The organism is Microcoleus sp. N9_A2, assembly GCF_036701775.1.
Lineage (GTDB): Bacteria > Cyanobacteriota > Cyanobacteriia > Cyanobacteriales > Microcoleaceae > Microcoleus.
The window spans coordinates 19,003-35,921 of record NZ_JAUBRH010000030.1; the positions used below are offsets into that span (position 1 = coordinate 19,003).

The following is a 16,919-nucleotide window of genomic DNA, read 5'->3' on the forward strand; positions in this document are numbered from 1 at the left end:
TTTAACTTTCACCTAAATACGCTTTCCGAACAGTTTCATTAGACTGCAAATCGCTAGCACTACCAGCGACTACAACCTCACCAGTTTGGATGACATAGCCACGGTGGGCTACACTTAAAGCCATGCGGGCGTTTTGTTCCACCAGTAAAATAGTAGTTCCGCCCGCATTAATATCGCGGACGATCGCAAAAATTTGACTGACTAACATCGGCGCCAATCCCATACTCGGCTCATCCAATAATAACAAACGGGGGCGCGACATCAAAGCGCGGGCGATCGCCAGCATTTGCTGTTCACCGCCGCTAAGAGTGCCCCCTTTTTGACTAATTCTTTCTCGCAAACGGGGAAATAAATTTAAAGCTTTTTCCATATCCGACTTGATACCCAGAGTATCATTGCGGAGATAAGCACCCATTTCCAGGTTTTCTTGCACCGTCATGCGCCCAAAAATCAGCCGCCCTTCCGGGCTTTGAGAAATACCCAAACGGACGATCGCCTCTGTAGACAGCGATTCCAAAGGCTTACCCTCAAATAATATAGTGCCGCTGCGCGGGCGCAGCAGCCCTTGAATCGTGCGGAGAGTTGTAGTTTTCCCCGCCCCATTACTGCCGATTAATGTCACAACTTCTCCCTGCGACACTGTTAGCGATATTCCTTTGAGAGCGTGGATATTTCCGTAGTAGGTGTGAATGTCTTTAATTTCTAGCATTGCATGAATAACCAATACTTTTAGCCGTTACAACCTTATTTTCTAGACATTTTCTAGCCGAACTAACGTATTTGCGTCATTTCAGACGTTGAGTTAGCTTACTTTTTCGATTGACAAAATCTAGATACTTTCTAGCCTAACTTTACCTGTACCATACCGTCCGCTATACCTAGCTCTCACCCCAACGTTTTGAAGGGTTTTGGGAGTAACTGAAAGTAGTAAATCCCTGTGTCACGGGGTTGAAAGTCTTAAACTGCTACTGTTATAGGAGTCGAAACGCCTGACACAGGCGATAAACCTTACTTAGTTATTACTATGCCTAACCCAATTGGACACATCGACTCAATTAAGAAAACTCAGTTTTCCTCACCTTGGCACTCGGGTGCTACCCGGACTATCCGAGTGCCGATCGTTTTAGCTGATGCAACTCTCGAATTTGCCCGTCAACTCGATAAAGGTATTGAACCGCCTGACACAGCGGAACAAAGTAATGGTTTAGTTGATAGTCAGATTGATACAGTATCGCTTGAAGCGCGTGACACAAATACATTGAAAGCTGAGATAGAACAGCTGAAACAGCAGCTAGCTGAATCACTGGAAGAGAATGAAGCACTGAAGGCTGGCATCACTGACAAGGCTATAGCCATCAAAAATCTATTCCCTATGACTAAAAAAGTCACTGTGAGGCAAGTAGAGGCAATATTGAAGGGGTAAGGCCCCAGTAAGGGGAAATTAGGAAGCTATGGCCCCTTAAAAGGGGACTTTACTTCGGTTCATAGTAAAACAGAGTATTTGAGAGCATTTTGAAGCGTAGCCGCCTAAGTTGGGCGGCTAGAGTGGGAAATAGACCAAATATGACTAAATTTGCGGGTTGACACCGACCGACTTCGGCTGCGATCGTCTAGTGATGAGGAAGATTTCCGCGCAGCCAGCAAGGTTTCTCACACCGAGCTAACTGCGACTTCCCCAAACGTTCTATTACAACGCTTGAGGGCAAATTTATTATGACTGTCAGAACGCCTGCGGCAACGTACAGCCACAATTCTTAACGCGCGTATCGCTTTTTACTTCACAGTGGGCGCGTATCCATACATTTGACGGCATCACCGACGATAAGGCACTTGAGATACTTTACGACGCAACGGTAGCCCGTCAAATCGAAGAGTCCCGCGAACCAATACCCAGACACCTGTGGGGCAAATATTTCGAGCTATCCGTAATGTCGGTAAATGATGTGGCGGGTTATTACGGCTTAAAAGCAAAAAAAATCAAAACTGTAATTAATGGAGTCCCCAGCTACCTAAAGGAATTATTCGAGAGCGGGTTGCTGGTATTGCGCGACAAGGCAATAGATGATGCTTGCAAGCAACTAGGTACGCCATTGACTGCGAACGAACTCATTTTGCTACCACCGCAAGCGGTTTTAAAAATGTGCCTGCTCCTACCTGCTACTCCTACCGTAGTGGCAACCGTTGATGCACTGTGGAATTATGCGGTGAGTGAAGAGTTGAGTGAAACCACATATGCTGACTGGGAGAAAACCTGCTATCGTTACCGCGCGATTCACTGCGATCGGATAAGCGATCGAGAATTAGTTGAGTGCTTGGTAAAAGCAAAAGAACTCAATTTGTATCCCTATATCCAACATTTTGGACAGCAAGACTGCCTCGAAACTTGGTCGAGCCTGTTTGCTTATGATGGGGAGTTTCCACCACCGCGAGGTAATTTTTACATAAAAAAGCACACTTGGGCTGACAGAATATCCGACGTTTGTTTACGCGAGTAATTTACGCTAGCAAGTCCTGTAAGTAATAGAAGACCTAGGTTTAGTTGCCTAGGTTTTTTTATTTGAGTATTTTTACTTTGACATCGAAATACTTTAGGTTTACACTTGCTCTCTCTAGTCTATTTTTAAGTCAAGCCGGCTACTGTAGGCGGCTACGCCAGAAAATACACACTAAAACACTTATTTATTAGGCAATTACAACATTATACTTTCGTATATTTACTTCGCGAAACCCGTAGGGTTTAGGTATATTTTCTCTTATACAAAAACGAACAAATACTACTTAGGTTATTTACCTGCATTTTTAAGTCAAGCCGCCTACGTTAGGCGGCTACAGTTGAAAATACAGGCAAAGACTAGGAGAGAACCAACATCTCTATTCACATCGTGCAGATAGTGTGAATGTAGCGATCGTCCTACCGACCCAATAGTAAGCCAATAAAAAACCGCCCTTTTTAGGGCGCGGTCGGTGGGGGTTAGACTTCTGCTATCTGAGTATTCTCGGCAGCACCCAGATAATGCCTGAGTATCACGTCAACACTGTTACCGCAAGCTGTTGCTATATAAAGTAGTGCGTTGTTGTCGTGTTTGTTGGCATTAGCCGTAAGGGTGATGTAAGTGTGACGGGTGTGATAAGGACTAAGGTAACAGCCTACTTTTCCTGACTCAACTAATTGAGTAACAACACCAGGGTAGTAGTAGGTACACTCTGTTCCATCGACTAAAGTCTTAGCTAGGATGTAACCTAGCCATATTTTGCCGATGCTCGCTTGACTATGATACTTACCGCTTTTACTAGGAAAAACTAAATTGCTTGAAGTTTCACTTTTCAACTTTACTAACATCTCTTTCAGTCGAGAATTTTCACTAAAGTAAAACAATCTTGCTTCCCCTGTTTTGGTTTCTTTAACTTTTTTGGTACAGGAACCTAGCGACTTGTTAAAGCGAATTAGGTTTCGCTCAAAGTCGATATCCTTCCAAGTAAGAGGTAGTGCCTCAGATGTACGACAACCTGTTAAAAAGTAAAACTCAATCAAAGGTGCGTAAAAAGCTTTAGATGATGACCCTTCATAAAAAGCTTTGATAATGATATCTCGCTCCTCCTTAGTGAAAGCGCGCCTGTCATTTTCAAGGTCTTTCTCATCTAGCGCTTCATACCATTCTTTCTCTTCCCCGTTCACTATTTTAGGCGCGTACTTTTGTTGAGTTGTTACAGCAGGTACGCTGAACTTGTCTGTAACAAAAGGGTTCTCAGTAGTTGGATTGACCAACATCCCTTTTGTTTTACAAAACTCGAAAGCCTGATTTAGTTCAGTGAAAAAGTACGATTTAGCGCTCAAACTTATGTTTGACAAACAAAGCTCCAATTCTTTTTCGTTACTTAAAGGAAGTCTAGATAAAGGGCTGACTTGTTGTACATAGGTTTTGGTTTTTTTACTCCAAACTTTACCGTGTATTGCATTAGTGAAGCAACCGAAAGCTTTTTTAAACGTAGTTTCTTCAACAACAGTTTTTTTCCACTCTAGATACGCTTCCCACATCTCCCCTACAGTTATTTCAGGTTCAGGCTGTTTAGCCCCTGGTAATTGGAGTACGTCGGCTAACTTGGCATATTTGCCCCCCCCTAAACCGTACTTGGCAAGGGTAGGGTCAAACAACTTTTCCCATTCAGGGTGGTCGAGGTCGGCTTCTAGTGCGATCGCTAATTGTGTTGCCCGTTTCCAGTCATCTGGGTTGTCCCTGTAACCGTACTTGCCTATTCCCAAGCACTTGGGCTTAACGAGCGATTTACCGTCCAACTGTTCCCACAGCGGATTGTGGCGCTTAGGAAAGCGCAAGGCAAGGGAACCCTTGTCAGAGTACACAGTTACATCACAAGGTTGGGGACGCTTGTCGGCTCTCATGGTTGTTTTGCTCCAAAGTATTGATTTGTCAAGGTTCAGGGTTTTCTAGACAGTTTCTAGATTATCGCTCTAGTGAGCTTTTCTTGGCGTAGCCGCCTTCTGTAGCCGCCTACGTTTGAAAATACTATGACACGGTTTACGTGAATGTTTTTAATTTCTAACATAATTACTCTTTCTGCTTTGTCCTTTGTTATATTATCCCGACTCATTATAAATTTTTATTGCATTTATTTAAAATCAACCTTTTGTAGAGTAAGTAGTATTTTTACTTAAATCAACACCCAACGAGCGATCGAATACCATGTATTTTGAAAAGTTGTGGAGACCAACTTTACAGAACTTTTAATTAAAAAAATGATTTCTTGACTGTAACTTTACAAAAATGTCTAAGTAAATAGATAGTATGAATACGTAAGGGAAACTAGCCACTACAAATCACAAAAAGAACCACACTTAAAATTCTGCAAATTTAAGGAGATTCACCATGAAATTAAATCACAGTACCAGAGCTATCCTCTTCGAGGGCTTCGCTAACGCATTTTTATTAGCAACTCCTGTAGTCACCAGCTTGACTGTAGGTATAGCGCCCAGCAGTGCTGCCACAATAGCAGCTTCTGCGGCAGAAGTAAGCATTAACAACTTCAGTCACAGACCCACAGACACAGGTAGATCTACTAATACTAATACTTCTGCGACAGCTAACAGCGGTTTCGTGATTAGCGAAGCAAATGCTGAAGCAGTTTTTATATCTAACTGTCACGAATTGCTAGCAGCAAATCTCTCAACAAGTCAAGTCATAGGTAGCCGCAGCAGCTATTATGGTTTAGCCCAAAGTCAAGCAACAGTTATCGGCGACTTCGACATTGACGCTAAAGAAACTTTTTCCTTCAATTTCCAGACAGTTTTAAATCTTTTAACATCAGTTGACAACAGCCAATCCCAACGCGCCCAAGCGAGTGGAAATATATTTTTTGGGTTGATCAACACTGTTACTAATATTCTGTTAGACTCTTTTGAAGTTGTCGGCATTTTAGACTCTTTTGGGGGAAGTTATTTCAATTTGTCCGCCAGCCAAAGCTTTCATCCCACAGCAATTAATTTTAACTTTATGGCTGAAGGAAGTGCAGCAGAAAGCCTCCTGTATACTTCTGGGGTGTATTCGCGGACATTCGACAGCGCCACTAACTTAAGATTAGTAGAAATTAAAAACAATATCGCAGAAGCAGAAGCAGAACCACAAGCAGTTCCCGAACCGAGCACTGTCTTAGGTACTGCAATATTTTTAGGTTTGTTTGCCAGAGCACGAAAACTCAAGAATCAATTGTCGGAAATCAAATCAAAAATTTAGGAAAAAGCGCCAATATCAATCCGTAGGGGGCGCAGTGCACACCTGACTTATCTGTCGGCGCACAATAAGAGACAAGATTGCCAAAGTCTTTTTAATCAAATTTTCGGAGATGCTCAGAGCAACGTCCCACAATAAAAAAAAATTGTGGGATGTTGCTCTGAGCATCGTCCAAATTATTTTTGCAATTCAGATCTAACCATTACCCATTTGCATCTTCTTCTTTTCCCAAATATGCCTCAATGACGCGAGGATTTGCGCGAACTTCTGCCGGAGTTCCCTCAGCAATTTTAGTACCGTACTCCATCACACTAACGCGATCGCTAATTCCCATCACCACTTTCATATCATGTTCAATCAGCAAAATGCTCAAATCTAACTCATCGCGAATCCGGTAAATAAAGCGAGTTAAATCAGCCGTTTCATTCGGGTTCATCCCCGCAGTCGGTTCGTCCAAAAGTAACACCTTCGGATCGGAAGCCAAAGCCCTCGCAATTTCCAATCTGCGCTGATCGCCGTAGGAAAGGTTTTTTGCCAACTCCGGCGCTTTCTTCACGCCCAAACCGACAAAATCCAGCATAGCTAGCGCTTTTATTTTAGCTTCCCGTTCCTCGATAATCGCAGTCGGAGGGCGGAGGATTGCGCCCAACAAACCTGTTTTCATTCTGCTGTGCCTGCCTACCAAAACATTATCCAGCACAGTCATATTGTTAAACAAGCGGATATTTTGAAAAGTTCTAGCAATCCCGAAACTTGTCAGGCGATCGGGTGGTAAACCGGTGATATTCTTATTTTCCAGCAGCAAGTTACCGCCACTCGGTTTGTAGATACCCGTCAGCATATTAAAAAACGTGGTTTTCCCCGCACCGTTGGGGCCGATCAAACTGGCGATCGAGCCTTTTTCCAAGGTTAAACTAACCTGGTTGACCGCCGTCAAACCGCCGAATCGCATTGTAAGTTGCTGTGCTTCTAATAATGACATTTTGGTATTTTTTCCTAATATTAGTTAAGTTGTTATAGCTCGGATTCTATATAATACCAAATCCGCTCGGTTAAAGTGCGTCAGCTTGGCTGTGGTGGGATGCTGGTTACCACACCGAAAGATTTGGGCATCGGAATGCGTTACAGAAAGTCTTGGGCTAAGCTTCATGACTGCGTTTCGGTTTAAGGTTTCCCCTTGAGTTTAAGGATAAAAAGGGTGGAAAATTAAATTACACGGGTAGTTTTTCAGGAGGATCGGCTACTCTAGTAAGGGGTAGTGTAGAGGCCGAAACTATGATGAAGCTTGGTTTGCTGGTGCGATCGCGAAGCGTCTCCGCAGAAAAATCACCAAACAACGACTTAGGAATCGGAAAAGTTACCGAGCTATCCTACTCTACAGCAACGGTTGAATACTTCTGCTCAATTGGGCAACGCCTGGAAAAAACCTTACCCTTAACTTCGCTTTATAGAGTTCAACTCCCGCCTCAGACACGATGCTACATCCAGCCAGAAAGCCAGGATACATGGATAATTGGCCGAATTTTTGACTGGGATCAAGACAAAGGTCAGTATCGGATCGATCTACCCGATAAAAAGATAGCATTAGTTGCTGAACAGGAAATTTACGTTCGTTGCAACCTACCCATCGATGACCCCATCGAAACTCTAGCGATGAAAGGTCAGGAAACGCCCTACTTTCACGATCGACGTTTAGCTTTTGTCAAGTGTCTCATCGAACAACGCGCTGTCAGTCGCGGGATGACGGGGCTGATTTCTGCCAATATTGACCTTTATCCTCATCAAGTTGAAGTTGTCCGTCGCGTACTCGAAGACCCCATTCAACGTTACCTCTTAGCTGATGAAGTTGGACTGGGAAAGACGATCGAAGCAGGCGCTATTCTTCGCCAGTATCTACTCGATGAACCGCAGGGACGTGCAGTCGTGCTTGTACCGCAATACCTGCGGGAACAGTGGCTTCAAGAATTAGAACATAAATTCTATGTCTCTGACTTGGACAATCGTGTTCAGGTACTTGCAGTTGAGGATGTCGATCAAGTCAGCCCGAATGCCGATTTGGGCTTCCTGATTTTAGATGAAGCACATCATATTGCAGCAATGGCGACCTCTTCAGATTCGATACAGCGCAGGCTTTTCCAGACTTGCAAACACCTCGCTCATAAAAGCGATCGCCTACTTCTATTATCTGCAACTCCAGTTCTCAATCACGAGCAAGATTTCCTGGCGATGCTGCACTTACTCGATCCGATCACCTACCAACTTGATGATTTAGAAGGTTTTCGTGCGAGGGTGAAAAACCGCCAACAAATTGGTCGAGTTTTACTCTCATTTAAAGAGAAAGCAAATCCGTTTGTGCTTAAAACTAACCTCAACCAACTGCGAAACCTTTTTGCTGAAGATAAATATCTGCTAAATCTCGTAGACGAATTACAAAATTGTTTGCTTTCTCCAGAAACACTCCCGGCCGATCGAGATCGAATTGTGCGATCGATTCGCACCCACATCAGCGACACCTATCGGTTACACCGTCGAATGCTCCGCAACCGTCGCGCTGCGGTGGAAGATGTAATTTTTGCCCGAAATGTGACACCAAAAGTAGAGTATGACTTAGATGAGCGATCGCCCCAAATTCACGAACTAATTGATGAATGGCGCACAGTCGCTCCTAAACAGCAACAATATCAGCAAATTTTTCTACTTTTATTCCGTGCTAGCGGGACTTGGTTAGGGATTTTAGCGCAAGTGCTGGAAACCCGTTTAAGCGCCATCTCCCATTCTGCCTTGATTCAAGAATTTGGTGCTGATAATATCCGCATTCTGACAGAAACCCCTAAATTTTCTGGGGAAGAACAGATTTTGCAATCTTTACTAAGGATTATTCAGCAACCTTCAGAAGAAGGATCTCGCCTCGAATTACTAAAGATAGTGATACTGTATCATCTTTCAGAAACTTTTAAACTTCAATCTTATCGCAGCAACCTTCATAAATTGCTCGAACAGGTGCAACAGCAAATTCGCAGACCGATATCGGGAACTCCCCTACCTAAAATTGTCATTTTCACCAGTTTTGCCCAAACAGGCGCTGAAATTTTCCGGTGCTTATCAGATACCTTTGGTCAGGCATCTGTAGCTAGCCATCAATTAGGACTGTCTCGTTCTGATGTTGAGAAAAGCCTCAACCAGTTCAAAAATGACCGAAATTGTTTTATCCTTGTTTGCGATTCCTCTGCTGAAGAAGGTCGGAACTTTCAATTTGTTGATTGGATGATTCATTTCGATCTTCCCTGGTCGCCAAATCGTTTAGAACAAAGGATTGGTAGGATCGATCGCATTGGTCGCCCTTTAAATGTTCAATTTACAGTATTCGCAGGCTCAGACTTAGAGGATAGCCCTCACGATGCTTGGTATCAATTATTAAAAGACGGTTTCGGCATCTTTCATCAATCAATTGCCAGTCTCCAGTTTTATGTAGATGAAAAACTACCAGGACTGCTAACCACTCTGTTTCAATCTGGTGCTAGTGGATTATTGGAAATGATAGGGACTATCCAACAAGAAATTGCTGAAGAACAGGTAAAAATTAGCGAACAAAACGCTTTAGATGAAATAGATGCCCAGGATGAAAACGCTACCCAATATTTTCAAACTTTAGATGATTATGATGCTCGCCATCAGGAAATTAAACGAGCAACAGAAGACTGGATATGTCAAGCACTGCACTTCAAACAAATTGACGATCCCAATTTAGAAAAAGTAGGGCGTTATCAACCTACTAGGCGCACTCTAATTCCCATCCACGATCTGCAAACTCGCTTTGCTGCTTATGCACAACCCTCTGGTACTTATAACCGGAGAATATCAACTAAATATCCTGGTGTCAACCTCTACCGTATTGGGGAAGAATTTGTGGAAGCACTAGCATCTTATATCCATTGGGATGACAGGGGTCAAGCATTTGCTCTATGGCGATGCGATGAATCTTGGGATGCTGGGGAAGGGATGGAATGGTTCGGTTTTCGCTTTAATTATATAGTCGAAGCCAATTTAGAGATAGCCCAAAAAGTTTTAACAGATTTTTCGATAGATAATAACCAATACAAGGCTCTAAAGCGACGTACAGATGCGCTACTTCCCCCAATTATAGAGACAATTTTCATGGATGCTCGCTCTGAACCAATGAGCATTGTTGAAGATGAAGCCCTTTTGAATATCCTGCAACGTCCCTATAAAGGTAAAAGCAGTCATCCATGCCGAGATTACAACTTGGCGAAAAGTCGATTGCCGATTCTGAATGAGTTTATTGATGCTAGTAATTGGCAAGAATTTTGTCATCAGGCGCGTCGGGCTTCTGAAACATTGTTGGGCGATCGCACTTCTTTCATCGAACTCTGCGAACAACAGGCCCAAATTGCCGAACAGAAACTAGGAAAAAGACTTGATCAACTGCGCCTGCGTCTTAACCGCTTAGCTCAAAGCCAACAAACTTCGCATTCATTATTAGCGCAAGAAGTAAACATAGAAACTGCTTTAAGTCAAGCTATTTTAGAAGGAATTCGCCATCCCCGAATCAAGCTTGATTCTGTAGGATTCATCATTGTTTCTGGGCGAGTTCCAGTTCAATTTCTGAAAGAGGGGGATGAGTGATGGCTGATTCATTCCAAGAGTTCAGAGACATTCTACAAACAGGTAATCTACCTGCTGATACAAGTCTGTTTTCAGAAGCTTGTCAAAGGCGTTTGCTTGATGCTTTGGCTGCTGTGGGAACTCCTGACGCGCCAGAAAAAGGGGATATTGCTGCTTTAGTGCGTCACCTACTGCGGCGGGAAGATGAGCTGCAGGGCGGAATGCCCCAAACTATAAAAGTACGTCGGACTTCTCCTTTCCCGAATCGCGAAATTTGGTTGCAAAGCGGTATCAATATTTTGCGTGAAGGTTCGGATTATTATTTAATTAGCGCTGATCCTTGGCAACCAAATTGGCTGGATTTTTCCGAACTATATCCTCCAGACAAACCCTTATTTAAAGAGGAAAATCGCCGTAACTACGAGCCTGTAGCGGGAGATCCGTTTCTGGAATTGGTGGATTTGAAGAAATATCGGAGTGTAGGGCAACGCGAAGCAATTCGTGCTGTTTTGACTGCGCCTGAGAATTCGACACTTGTGATTAATCTGCCTACGGGTTCGGGAAAAAGTCTCTGCGCTCAATTGCCAGCGCTTTTGCGATCGCAAATTGGTGGTGTTAGTGCGATCGTTGTGCCGACTACAGCACTAGCGATCGACCAAGAACGAGCTTTAAAACCTTTTATCGACCATCCAACTGCCTATTATGGCGATGAGTCTGAGGAAGGACAACAGAGACGGCAAGAAATTCGCGATCGCATTCGCAACGGCACCCAGCGCATCGTTTTTACCTCACCCGAAAGCTTGATGAGTTCCCTTGCACCTGCTATTTACGAAGCCGCAAGTTTAAAAAGATTGAGGTATTTCGTAATAGACGAAGCTCATATTGTCGAGCAGTGGGGCGATGAATTTCGCACAGAATTCCAAGAACTTCCCGGCTTGCGAAGAGACTTGTTGCGTTTAACTTCTTTTACAACTTTATTGCTGACTGCAACCTTAACCGAATCTTGTTTGGATACCCTGGAAACTTTATTCGGCAAACCCGGCCCGTTTCAAGTGATATCTGCCGTGCAGTTGCGACCAGAACCCTCTTACTGGTTTGCTTGGTGTCAAAGTGAAGAAATCAGAAAAGAGCGACTAATTGAAGCTGTTTATCATCTCCCTCGCCCTCTGATTGTTTACGCCACAAAACGCCAAGATGTGAGGCGATGGGAACAGGATTTGTTGCGTGCTGGATTCAAGCGGTGTGCCATTATGACCGGAGATTCTAGCCCAGCAGAACGCTCTCAACTGATTGAAGACTTGCGCGAGAGACGAGTTGATATAGTCGTTGCTACTTCGGCTTTCGGATTGGGCGTGGATCAGTCAGATGTTCGAGCCGTAATTCATGCCTGCATCCCAGAAACTATCGATCGTTTCTATCAAGAAGTCGGTCGAGGAGGTCGAGATGGCAAGGCAGCAATCTCGCTCACATTGCATACCACGGAAGACCTAAGAATTGCCAAGTATCTTAATGAAAATTCTGCAATTACGATCGAACGGGGTTTGCAGCGGTGGCAAAGTATGTTTTTAAATAAAACAATTCTTCCCGATGGGCGGTTTCGCGTTCCAGTCAATATTCCTCCATCTTTACAACTAGCAGATATTGACATGAACAGCCAAGAAAATCAGGCTTGGAACATCCGCACTTTAACGCTGATGAGTCGGGCCGCTTTAATCGAAATTGATTCGGAGCGACCGCCGTTAAAAATAAAATTTCAATCGAAAGACGCTTATCAAAAAGCTTGGAAACTGCACCGAGAAACCCGATTTATTCGTATTTTAGATGCCTCGCACCTGAAAGTCCAAACCTGGGTAAATAAAGTAGAACCAATTCGCCAGCAACGCCAAAACTGGAGCTATAGAAACTTGGAATTGATGCGCGAGGCTTTACGACCAGAACGCTGTATTTCGGAAATATTAGCTGAAGCTTACACAATACGCGATCGGGCAATACCAGAACCGAGAAAAATGGTTAGGATTTCTCCTGCTTGTGGTGGATGTCCTGTGTGCAGAAAAAAGGGGGAATCACGATTTTCGGGAATTATGCCCGCACCATCACCTGTATGGCAAAAGCCTAATTTTTTAGTAGGTGAAGAACTAAAAAAAATGCTAGCAGGAGATAAATTAATGCTGATTTTTTACGACTCTCTGGAAGAGAAAAGCTGGAAACTCAAAAGCCCTACATTTTTTACGTGGTTAATCCAGCAGGGAATTAATAATCTGGTGGTTTATGATGAATTTCAGAGTAGAGCGATCGCAGACCTAAATCAAAGGGCCGATGCTTTTCTATTCTTGTTTGAAAAATACCAACCCATTCTGATGCCGCGCATTCCTACCCTCATCTTTCATCCGCCCGGAAAGAGCCTCCCTGACAACTATCTGTCACCAAACAGAAATTCTGAGGCGTCGCTGATTATCGTGCTTCCCTTAGATACACGAGATCCCAGTCGCAATGACCGCAAGCTGATCGATATTTTTTCAGGTAAATACTTTATGTTTAACCACTTTTGCACGGAGGTTAATTTATGAGCGTATTAAAAACTGCTTTGGCTACTCCTAGCCGAATGCGAGGCATATTTAGATATTTGCTTCAAGCCCCCAAGCAGCGTGAAAACAGGAAAAAACTCACTCGCCTGCTTTCTCCAGAAAAATTATCAGAAGGGAGAAACAAAAGTGCCGAACATCCGATGTTTGATGCTGCACTCCGAGAAAGTATCAAGTGCGACTTATTAATCGAAGAAAACGAGGAGATTGCTATAAATGGTCATCTTCCCGAAGCATCCAGACATCCTCAAACTGGCGATAAGTTGTTACCGGATACGCTGGTACAGCTATTTTTCGCTTCTGATAACGAAGATGAAGAAGATTTAGGTCGCTTAATAGCATGGTATTTAGCCCAAGATATTTATGATGCTCCCGGTACGTGGGAAGAAGTAGAACAGCGTGTCGCAGAACAGAGAGTTGCTGAGTCTTTAGATTTGAAAATATCCAGCAATAGTCTGTTCGGTCAAGTCGCGGACTGGATGTGTTATTTAGGGTTTGCTTGGGGCCATGCTTTAGGAGGGGACAAAATAATAGTTCCTGAGCCAACTGCTTATCTCAGACGAAATTTAAAAGAGTTATTTCAAGGAGAAGTACAAGCTAAACTTTCGATCGGAGAGTTTGTCGATCGTTTAGCTAAAAAATGCCCGGTGTTTGAAAGTGGCAAATTTCGAGAACAGGTTGAAGAAAAAATCGGTTTTCGCTTACCCAATCATTTATCCACTAGCACGGCTTTTGCTTTATTTCGCCTTCAGGATGATGGCTGCATCCAGCTTATAAAAGAGTCGGATGCCGATTTATTCATCCTTCCAAGGGTAGGTAACGCAGAACGCATTTCTCATATTATCTGGACAGGAGTAGAACCATAATGTTTACAAAATTTGTTTGCTGGGAGTTAGAGCGCGTTCGTCGCGTCATGAATGTGGAGGCTACCCAAACTCCGGATCATATATTTCTGGCAACTCACCATTCGATCTCGATGTACCGCCAGGAACTTATCGAAGCACCGTCACGAATTCCCTACAGTGAAGAACTATTTCTGAAAGACTTTCTCGCTGAAAAAGATTTCGCCTTTGTACCAGTTTTAGGAAGTTCGGGAACGGGAAAATCTCACCTCATTCGCTGGTTAGCAGCCAATATAAAATCGACCGACAAGCGCCGAGTTTTGCTCATTCCCAAAATTGGAACAAATCTCAAAGATATTATCAGCTTAATATTAGAAGGGATGGAAGGATCCAGCTTTGATGAATATCGAAAACGCCTAAATCGAGCCACTAGCACCTTGACTGAAGCGCAAGCGCGGGAACAACTTCTGAATCAGCTTGCTGCTGCGGTTGGCCCTAATGGTCAGCGCGATCGCAGTAAACTTTCTGAATTGGAAGATTACCTCGTTGATACTGTTGACTCTCTACTATACGATCCATTTTTCCGAAAACACTGGCTAAAAGATGGAGGTATTATTCATAAATTAGTTGTCCATATTCTCGGAGATCGAGATACGGTAGAAATTGTTGAAGAACGGCGGCAATTTTCGCTTGTTGACTTGCCTCTAAATGTTTTAGACTTGCAAAAAGCTGGGAAGCCAGCACAGGATTTTTATAGCTTTTTAATCGCCGATGAGGATACCCAAAAGGCAACTGTAGATTGGTTAAATCGGCATTTAGATGAAGCCATCGCTCAGGTTTTGAGCCTCGGACGGGAAGACTTGCAAAGATTAATCCGAGAAGTTCGCGAAACTCTAGCAGAACAAGAAATAGAGTTAGTTTTACTGATTGAAGACTTTGCCAAATTGCAAGGAATTGACCGCGAAGTTTTAGAAGCTGTTTTAGCGCGCCCTCAACAACCCGGACGCAAACAATTATGTCCGATCCGAACTGCATTAGCCTGCACTACAGGTTATTTTCAAAGTTTAAGGGACACTGTGCGGACTCGTGTTACATTCAGTGTCAATCTAGATATCGGTACAGTGGGCGAACAATCTTTAATAACTCAGGGAGATATCCAGAAATTCGTGGCTAGATATCTAAATGCTGTTCGCTTAGAAGATAAAACAATTCGCAACTGGGCTAATTTTATCAGAACAGAGGAAGACTCAGAAAGGGAATCGCTTACAAGTGCTTGCAGTGAATGCGAACATCAACGAGATTGTCATGCAGGCTTTGGAGAAGCGGACGGTTTTGGTTTGTATCCGTTCAATCCGAAGGCATTACAACAGATGCTTGCTAGAGTAAATCCTCAAGATTTTAACCCCCGCATTTTAATTAAAGATGTTCTCAAGTGGACGCTAGAAAATTCTCGCGATGATATCGAACAAGGACGCTTTCCTTCTATTTCTCTGCGGGAACATTTTGGCAAGATGCGGCTGAGTGCAATGCTGCAAGCAGATATTAAAGCCAAAGACCCACAAAGTTATGAGCGCCGACAGATTCTCCTCGATTTGTGGACGGATAGTAACGAGCTTTGCGACTTACTTCGTCTAGAAGTTCACACTGCATTTGATATTCCTGCGCTTGGCATCAAGGTTGAGCCGACAAAAACCTCTTCATCACTTCCGCCTGCTAAAGAGTCGGGGTTTCCAATTGGTAATTATCAAGTTGAGCCACAACCACAAGCTGAAAATTTTCGGACAACAGCCGAACAAATTCCAGAAAGGCTGATTAAAAAACTAGAATTTCTTGATAGCTGGAATAATCAAGAAATTCTCTCACAAGATATCGCTGGAGAACTGCGACCGTTGATTTACTCAACTATTGTTGAGCGGATAGAATGGGATACAGAAATGCTAATTCAGGGGACTTTTGCTACTAGCGATAGCAAATACTTTAAGCAAAGAAATATTACTTTTTACAGCCCAAAAGTTACGAGAGAAACGATTTCTGGAGTTAAACTATCTCTTCCCCTTAATCCCGAGGATAAAGATGATTTTGGAGACAGCGCGATCGCCTTCCAAGGCATTTTACAATACAAGCATTACAAGCATTGGAAGTTCCCCGATGGCGATCGCTACTTTCGCACCTACGCCAAACAACTGGAAAAATGGAGCCAATATGTCCTAGAGCAAATTCGCCTGTATCCCCGCGAGTCTGGGGAACCCTGGAACCCTGTCCCTGCGGCTGTTGAGCTCCTGGCGATCGCAGCAACAATGGCCGGACATCCTACAAATTCGATGGAAGATTTGATTAATAGTTTGTTTCTCGATTTAGAGGCAAAAGATTTAGAAAATCGTTCAGCTACTTGGAAAAAGCTATTTACTAGCTTACAAAAACACCGCGAGGCTTTACTAGAAATTGTTACCAGTCGCACAGCTTGCACAAAAGGAATTTCCAAACAATTTCAGATTATTGATGTTGTACAAATCCTCGACCCATTGAAACAAGTTAGCAAATCTTGGCAACCTCAATCTGAAATTCCGACAGATGTTCGAGAAAAGTTTCCCGAAATTAATAAAGCGCGTCAAGCAGCAGACGAACTCCTAGAAAAAGCCATTCAGGAAGAGTGCGATCGCCAACTTGCTGTTTACAATTCTCTAGTAGCTGAATTAGGGGAAGACATCAAGAAAAAAGATGTTACCGATTTAGTAAAACAGGCGATCGATAGCTCGCAAGAAGCTGGTGTATTTCGAGGCAGAAAGAGTCTCGCTGAGCTAAAATCAGTATTGGAACAGTTTAAACGAGTTGGGCGTTCTAGCTATTTAGACACAATGAAGCGCGTGCAAGCTGAGAAAGATAATCCCGATAGTAAACCGGGGAAGCTGCTTAAGTATCTCAGCGAAAATCATCAAAAAGCAATGACAGAGGCTTCCGAATTTGTCGGCAGCACTAACAATTTTCTTGATGCTTCTATAACCGAGGTGAATAACCGAATTGAAGATTTAGAAGTGTCTGGTGGTGCAACAGTAGAATCTTGCCATAGGGCTATTGAAGATGGATTGGCTAAACTGCGAAATCTAATTACTGAAATTAAAGGATAGATA

General features: G+C 43.4%; 10 protein-coding genes. 7 read left to right on the plus strand and 3 right to left on the minus strand.

All coding sequences use genetic code 11. The features are described 5' to 3' along the window. Position 1 precedes the first annotated feature (1 nt). Positions 2 to 709, minus strand: coding sequence for an ABC transporter ATP-binding protein (locus tag QUA44_RS17740; protein ID WP_333252838.1), 708 nt, complete (start codon positions 707 to 709; stop codon positions 2 to 4). Positions 710 to 1,111: 402 nt separating this feature from the next. Between QUA44_RS17740 and QUA44_RS17745 the strand changes: the two genes are divergently transcribed. Together QUA44_RS17745 and QUA44_RS17750 are read left to right on the plus strand one after the other, a co-directional pair. Next, positions 1,112 to 1,423 carry a hypothetical protein gene (locus QUA44_RS17745; RefSeq protein ID WP_333252836.1) on the plus strand — a complete coding sequence of 104 codons (312 nt, stop codon included), beginning with the start codon at positions 1,112 to 1,114 and terminating at the stop codon, positions 1,421 to 1,423. Between the two features lie 505 nt (positions 1,424 to 1,928). Beyond that, positions 1,929 to 2,495 (plus strand): hypothetical protein, encoded by a 567-nt coding sequence (locus tag QUA44_RS17750; protein WP_333252834.1) that lies wholly within the window; start codon positions 1,929 to 1,931, stop codon positions 2,493 to 2,495. 476 nt (positions 2,496 to 2,971) lie between these two features. Here the strand turns inward: QUA44_RS17750 and QUA44_RS17755 are convergent, their stop codons facing one another. Then, on the minus strand, positions 2,972 to 4,399 hold the full coding sequence (locus QUA44_RS17755) for a tyrosine-type recombinase/integrase (RefSeq protein WP_333252832.1): 1,428 nt from the start codon (positions 4,397 to 4,399) through the stop codon (positions 2,972 to 2,974). 484 nt (positions 4,400 to 4,883) lie between these two features. On the opposite strand from QUA44_RS17755, the gene QUA44_RS17760 reads away from it, so the two are divergent. Beyond that, a complete protein-coding gene (locus QUA44_RS17760; RefSeq protein WP_333252830.1) occupies positions 4,884 to 5,747 on the plus strand; it encodes a PEP-CTERM sorting domain-containing protein in 864 nt (287 codons plus the stop codon). Positions 5,748 to 5,946: 199 nt separating this feature from the next. Here QUA44_RS17760 and QUA44_RS17765 read toward each other — a convergent pair whose 3' ends face one another. Continuing rightward, positions 5,947 to 6,726, minus strand: coding sequence for an ABC transporter ATP-binding protein (locus QUA44_RS17765; RefSeq protein ID WP_333252828.1), 780 nt, complete (start codon positions 6,724 to 6,726; stop codon positions 5,947 to 5,949). 293 nt (positions 6,727 to 7,019) lie between these two features. Between QUA44_RS17765 and dpdE the strand changes: the two genes are divergently transcribed. The 4 genes from dpdE to dpdH are packed head-to-tail and all read left to right on the plus strand — an operon-like array spanning position 7,020 to position 16,916. Further along, positions 7,020 to 10,388 carry a protein DpdE gene (dpdE, locus tag QUA44_RS17770; protein ID WP_333252826.1) on the plus strand — a complete coding sequence of 1,123 codons (3,369 nt, stop codon included), beginning with the start codon at positions 7,020 to 7,022 and terminating at the stop codon, positions 10,386 to 10,388. Then, the gene (dpdF, locus tag QUA44_RS17775; protein WP_333252823.1) at positions 10,388 to 12,934 is read left to right on the plus strand and encodes a protein DpdF; all 2,547 of its coding nucleotides are present in this window, start codon (positions 10,388 to 10,390) and stop codon (positions 12,932 to 12,934) included. The genes dpdE and dpdF overlap by 1 nt, the downstream gene beginning before the upstream one ends. Beyond that, a complete protein-coding gene (gene dpdG, locus QUA44_RS17780) occupies positions 12,931 to 13,815 on the plus strand; it encodes a protein DpdG (RefSeq protein WP_333252821.1) in 885 nt (294 codons plus the stop codon). The genes dpdF and dpdG overlap by 4 nt, the downstream gene beginning before the upstream one ends. Further along, on the plus strand, positions 13,815 to 16,916 hold the full coding sequence (gene dpdH, locus QUA44_RS17785; protein WP_333252818.1) for a protein DpdH: 3,102 nt from the start codon (positions 13,815 to 13,817) through the stop codon (positions 16,914 to 16,916). The genes dpdG and dpdH overlap by 1 nt, the downstream gene beginning before the upstream one ends. Positions 16,917 to 16,919 lie beyond the last annotated feature (3 nt).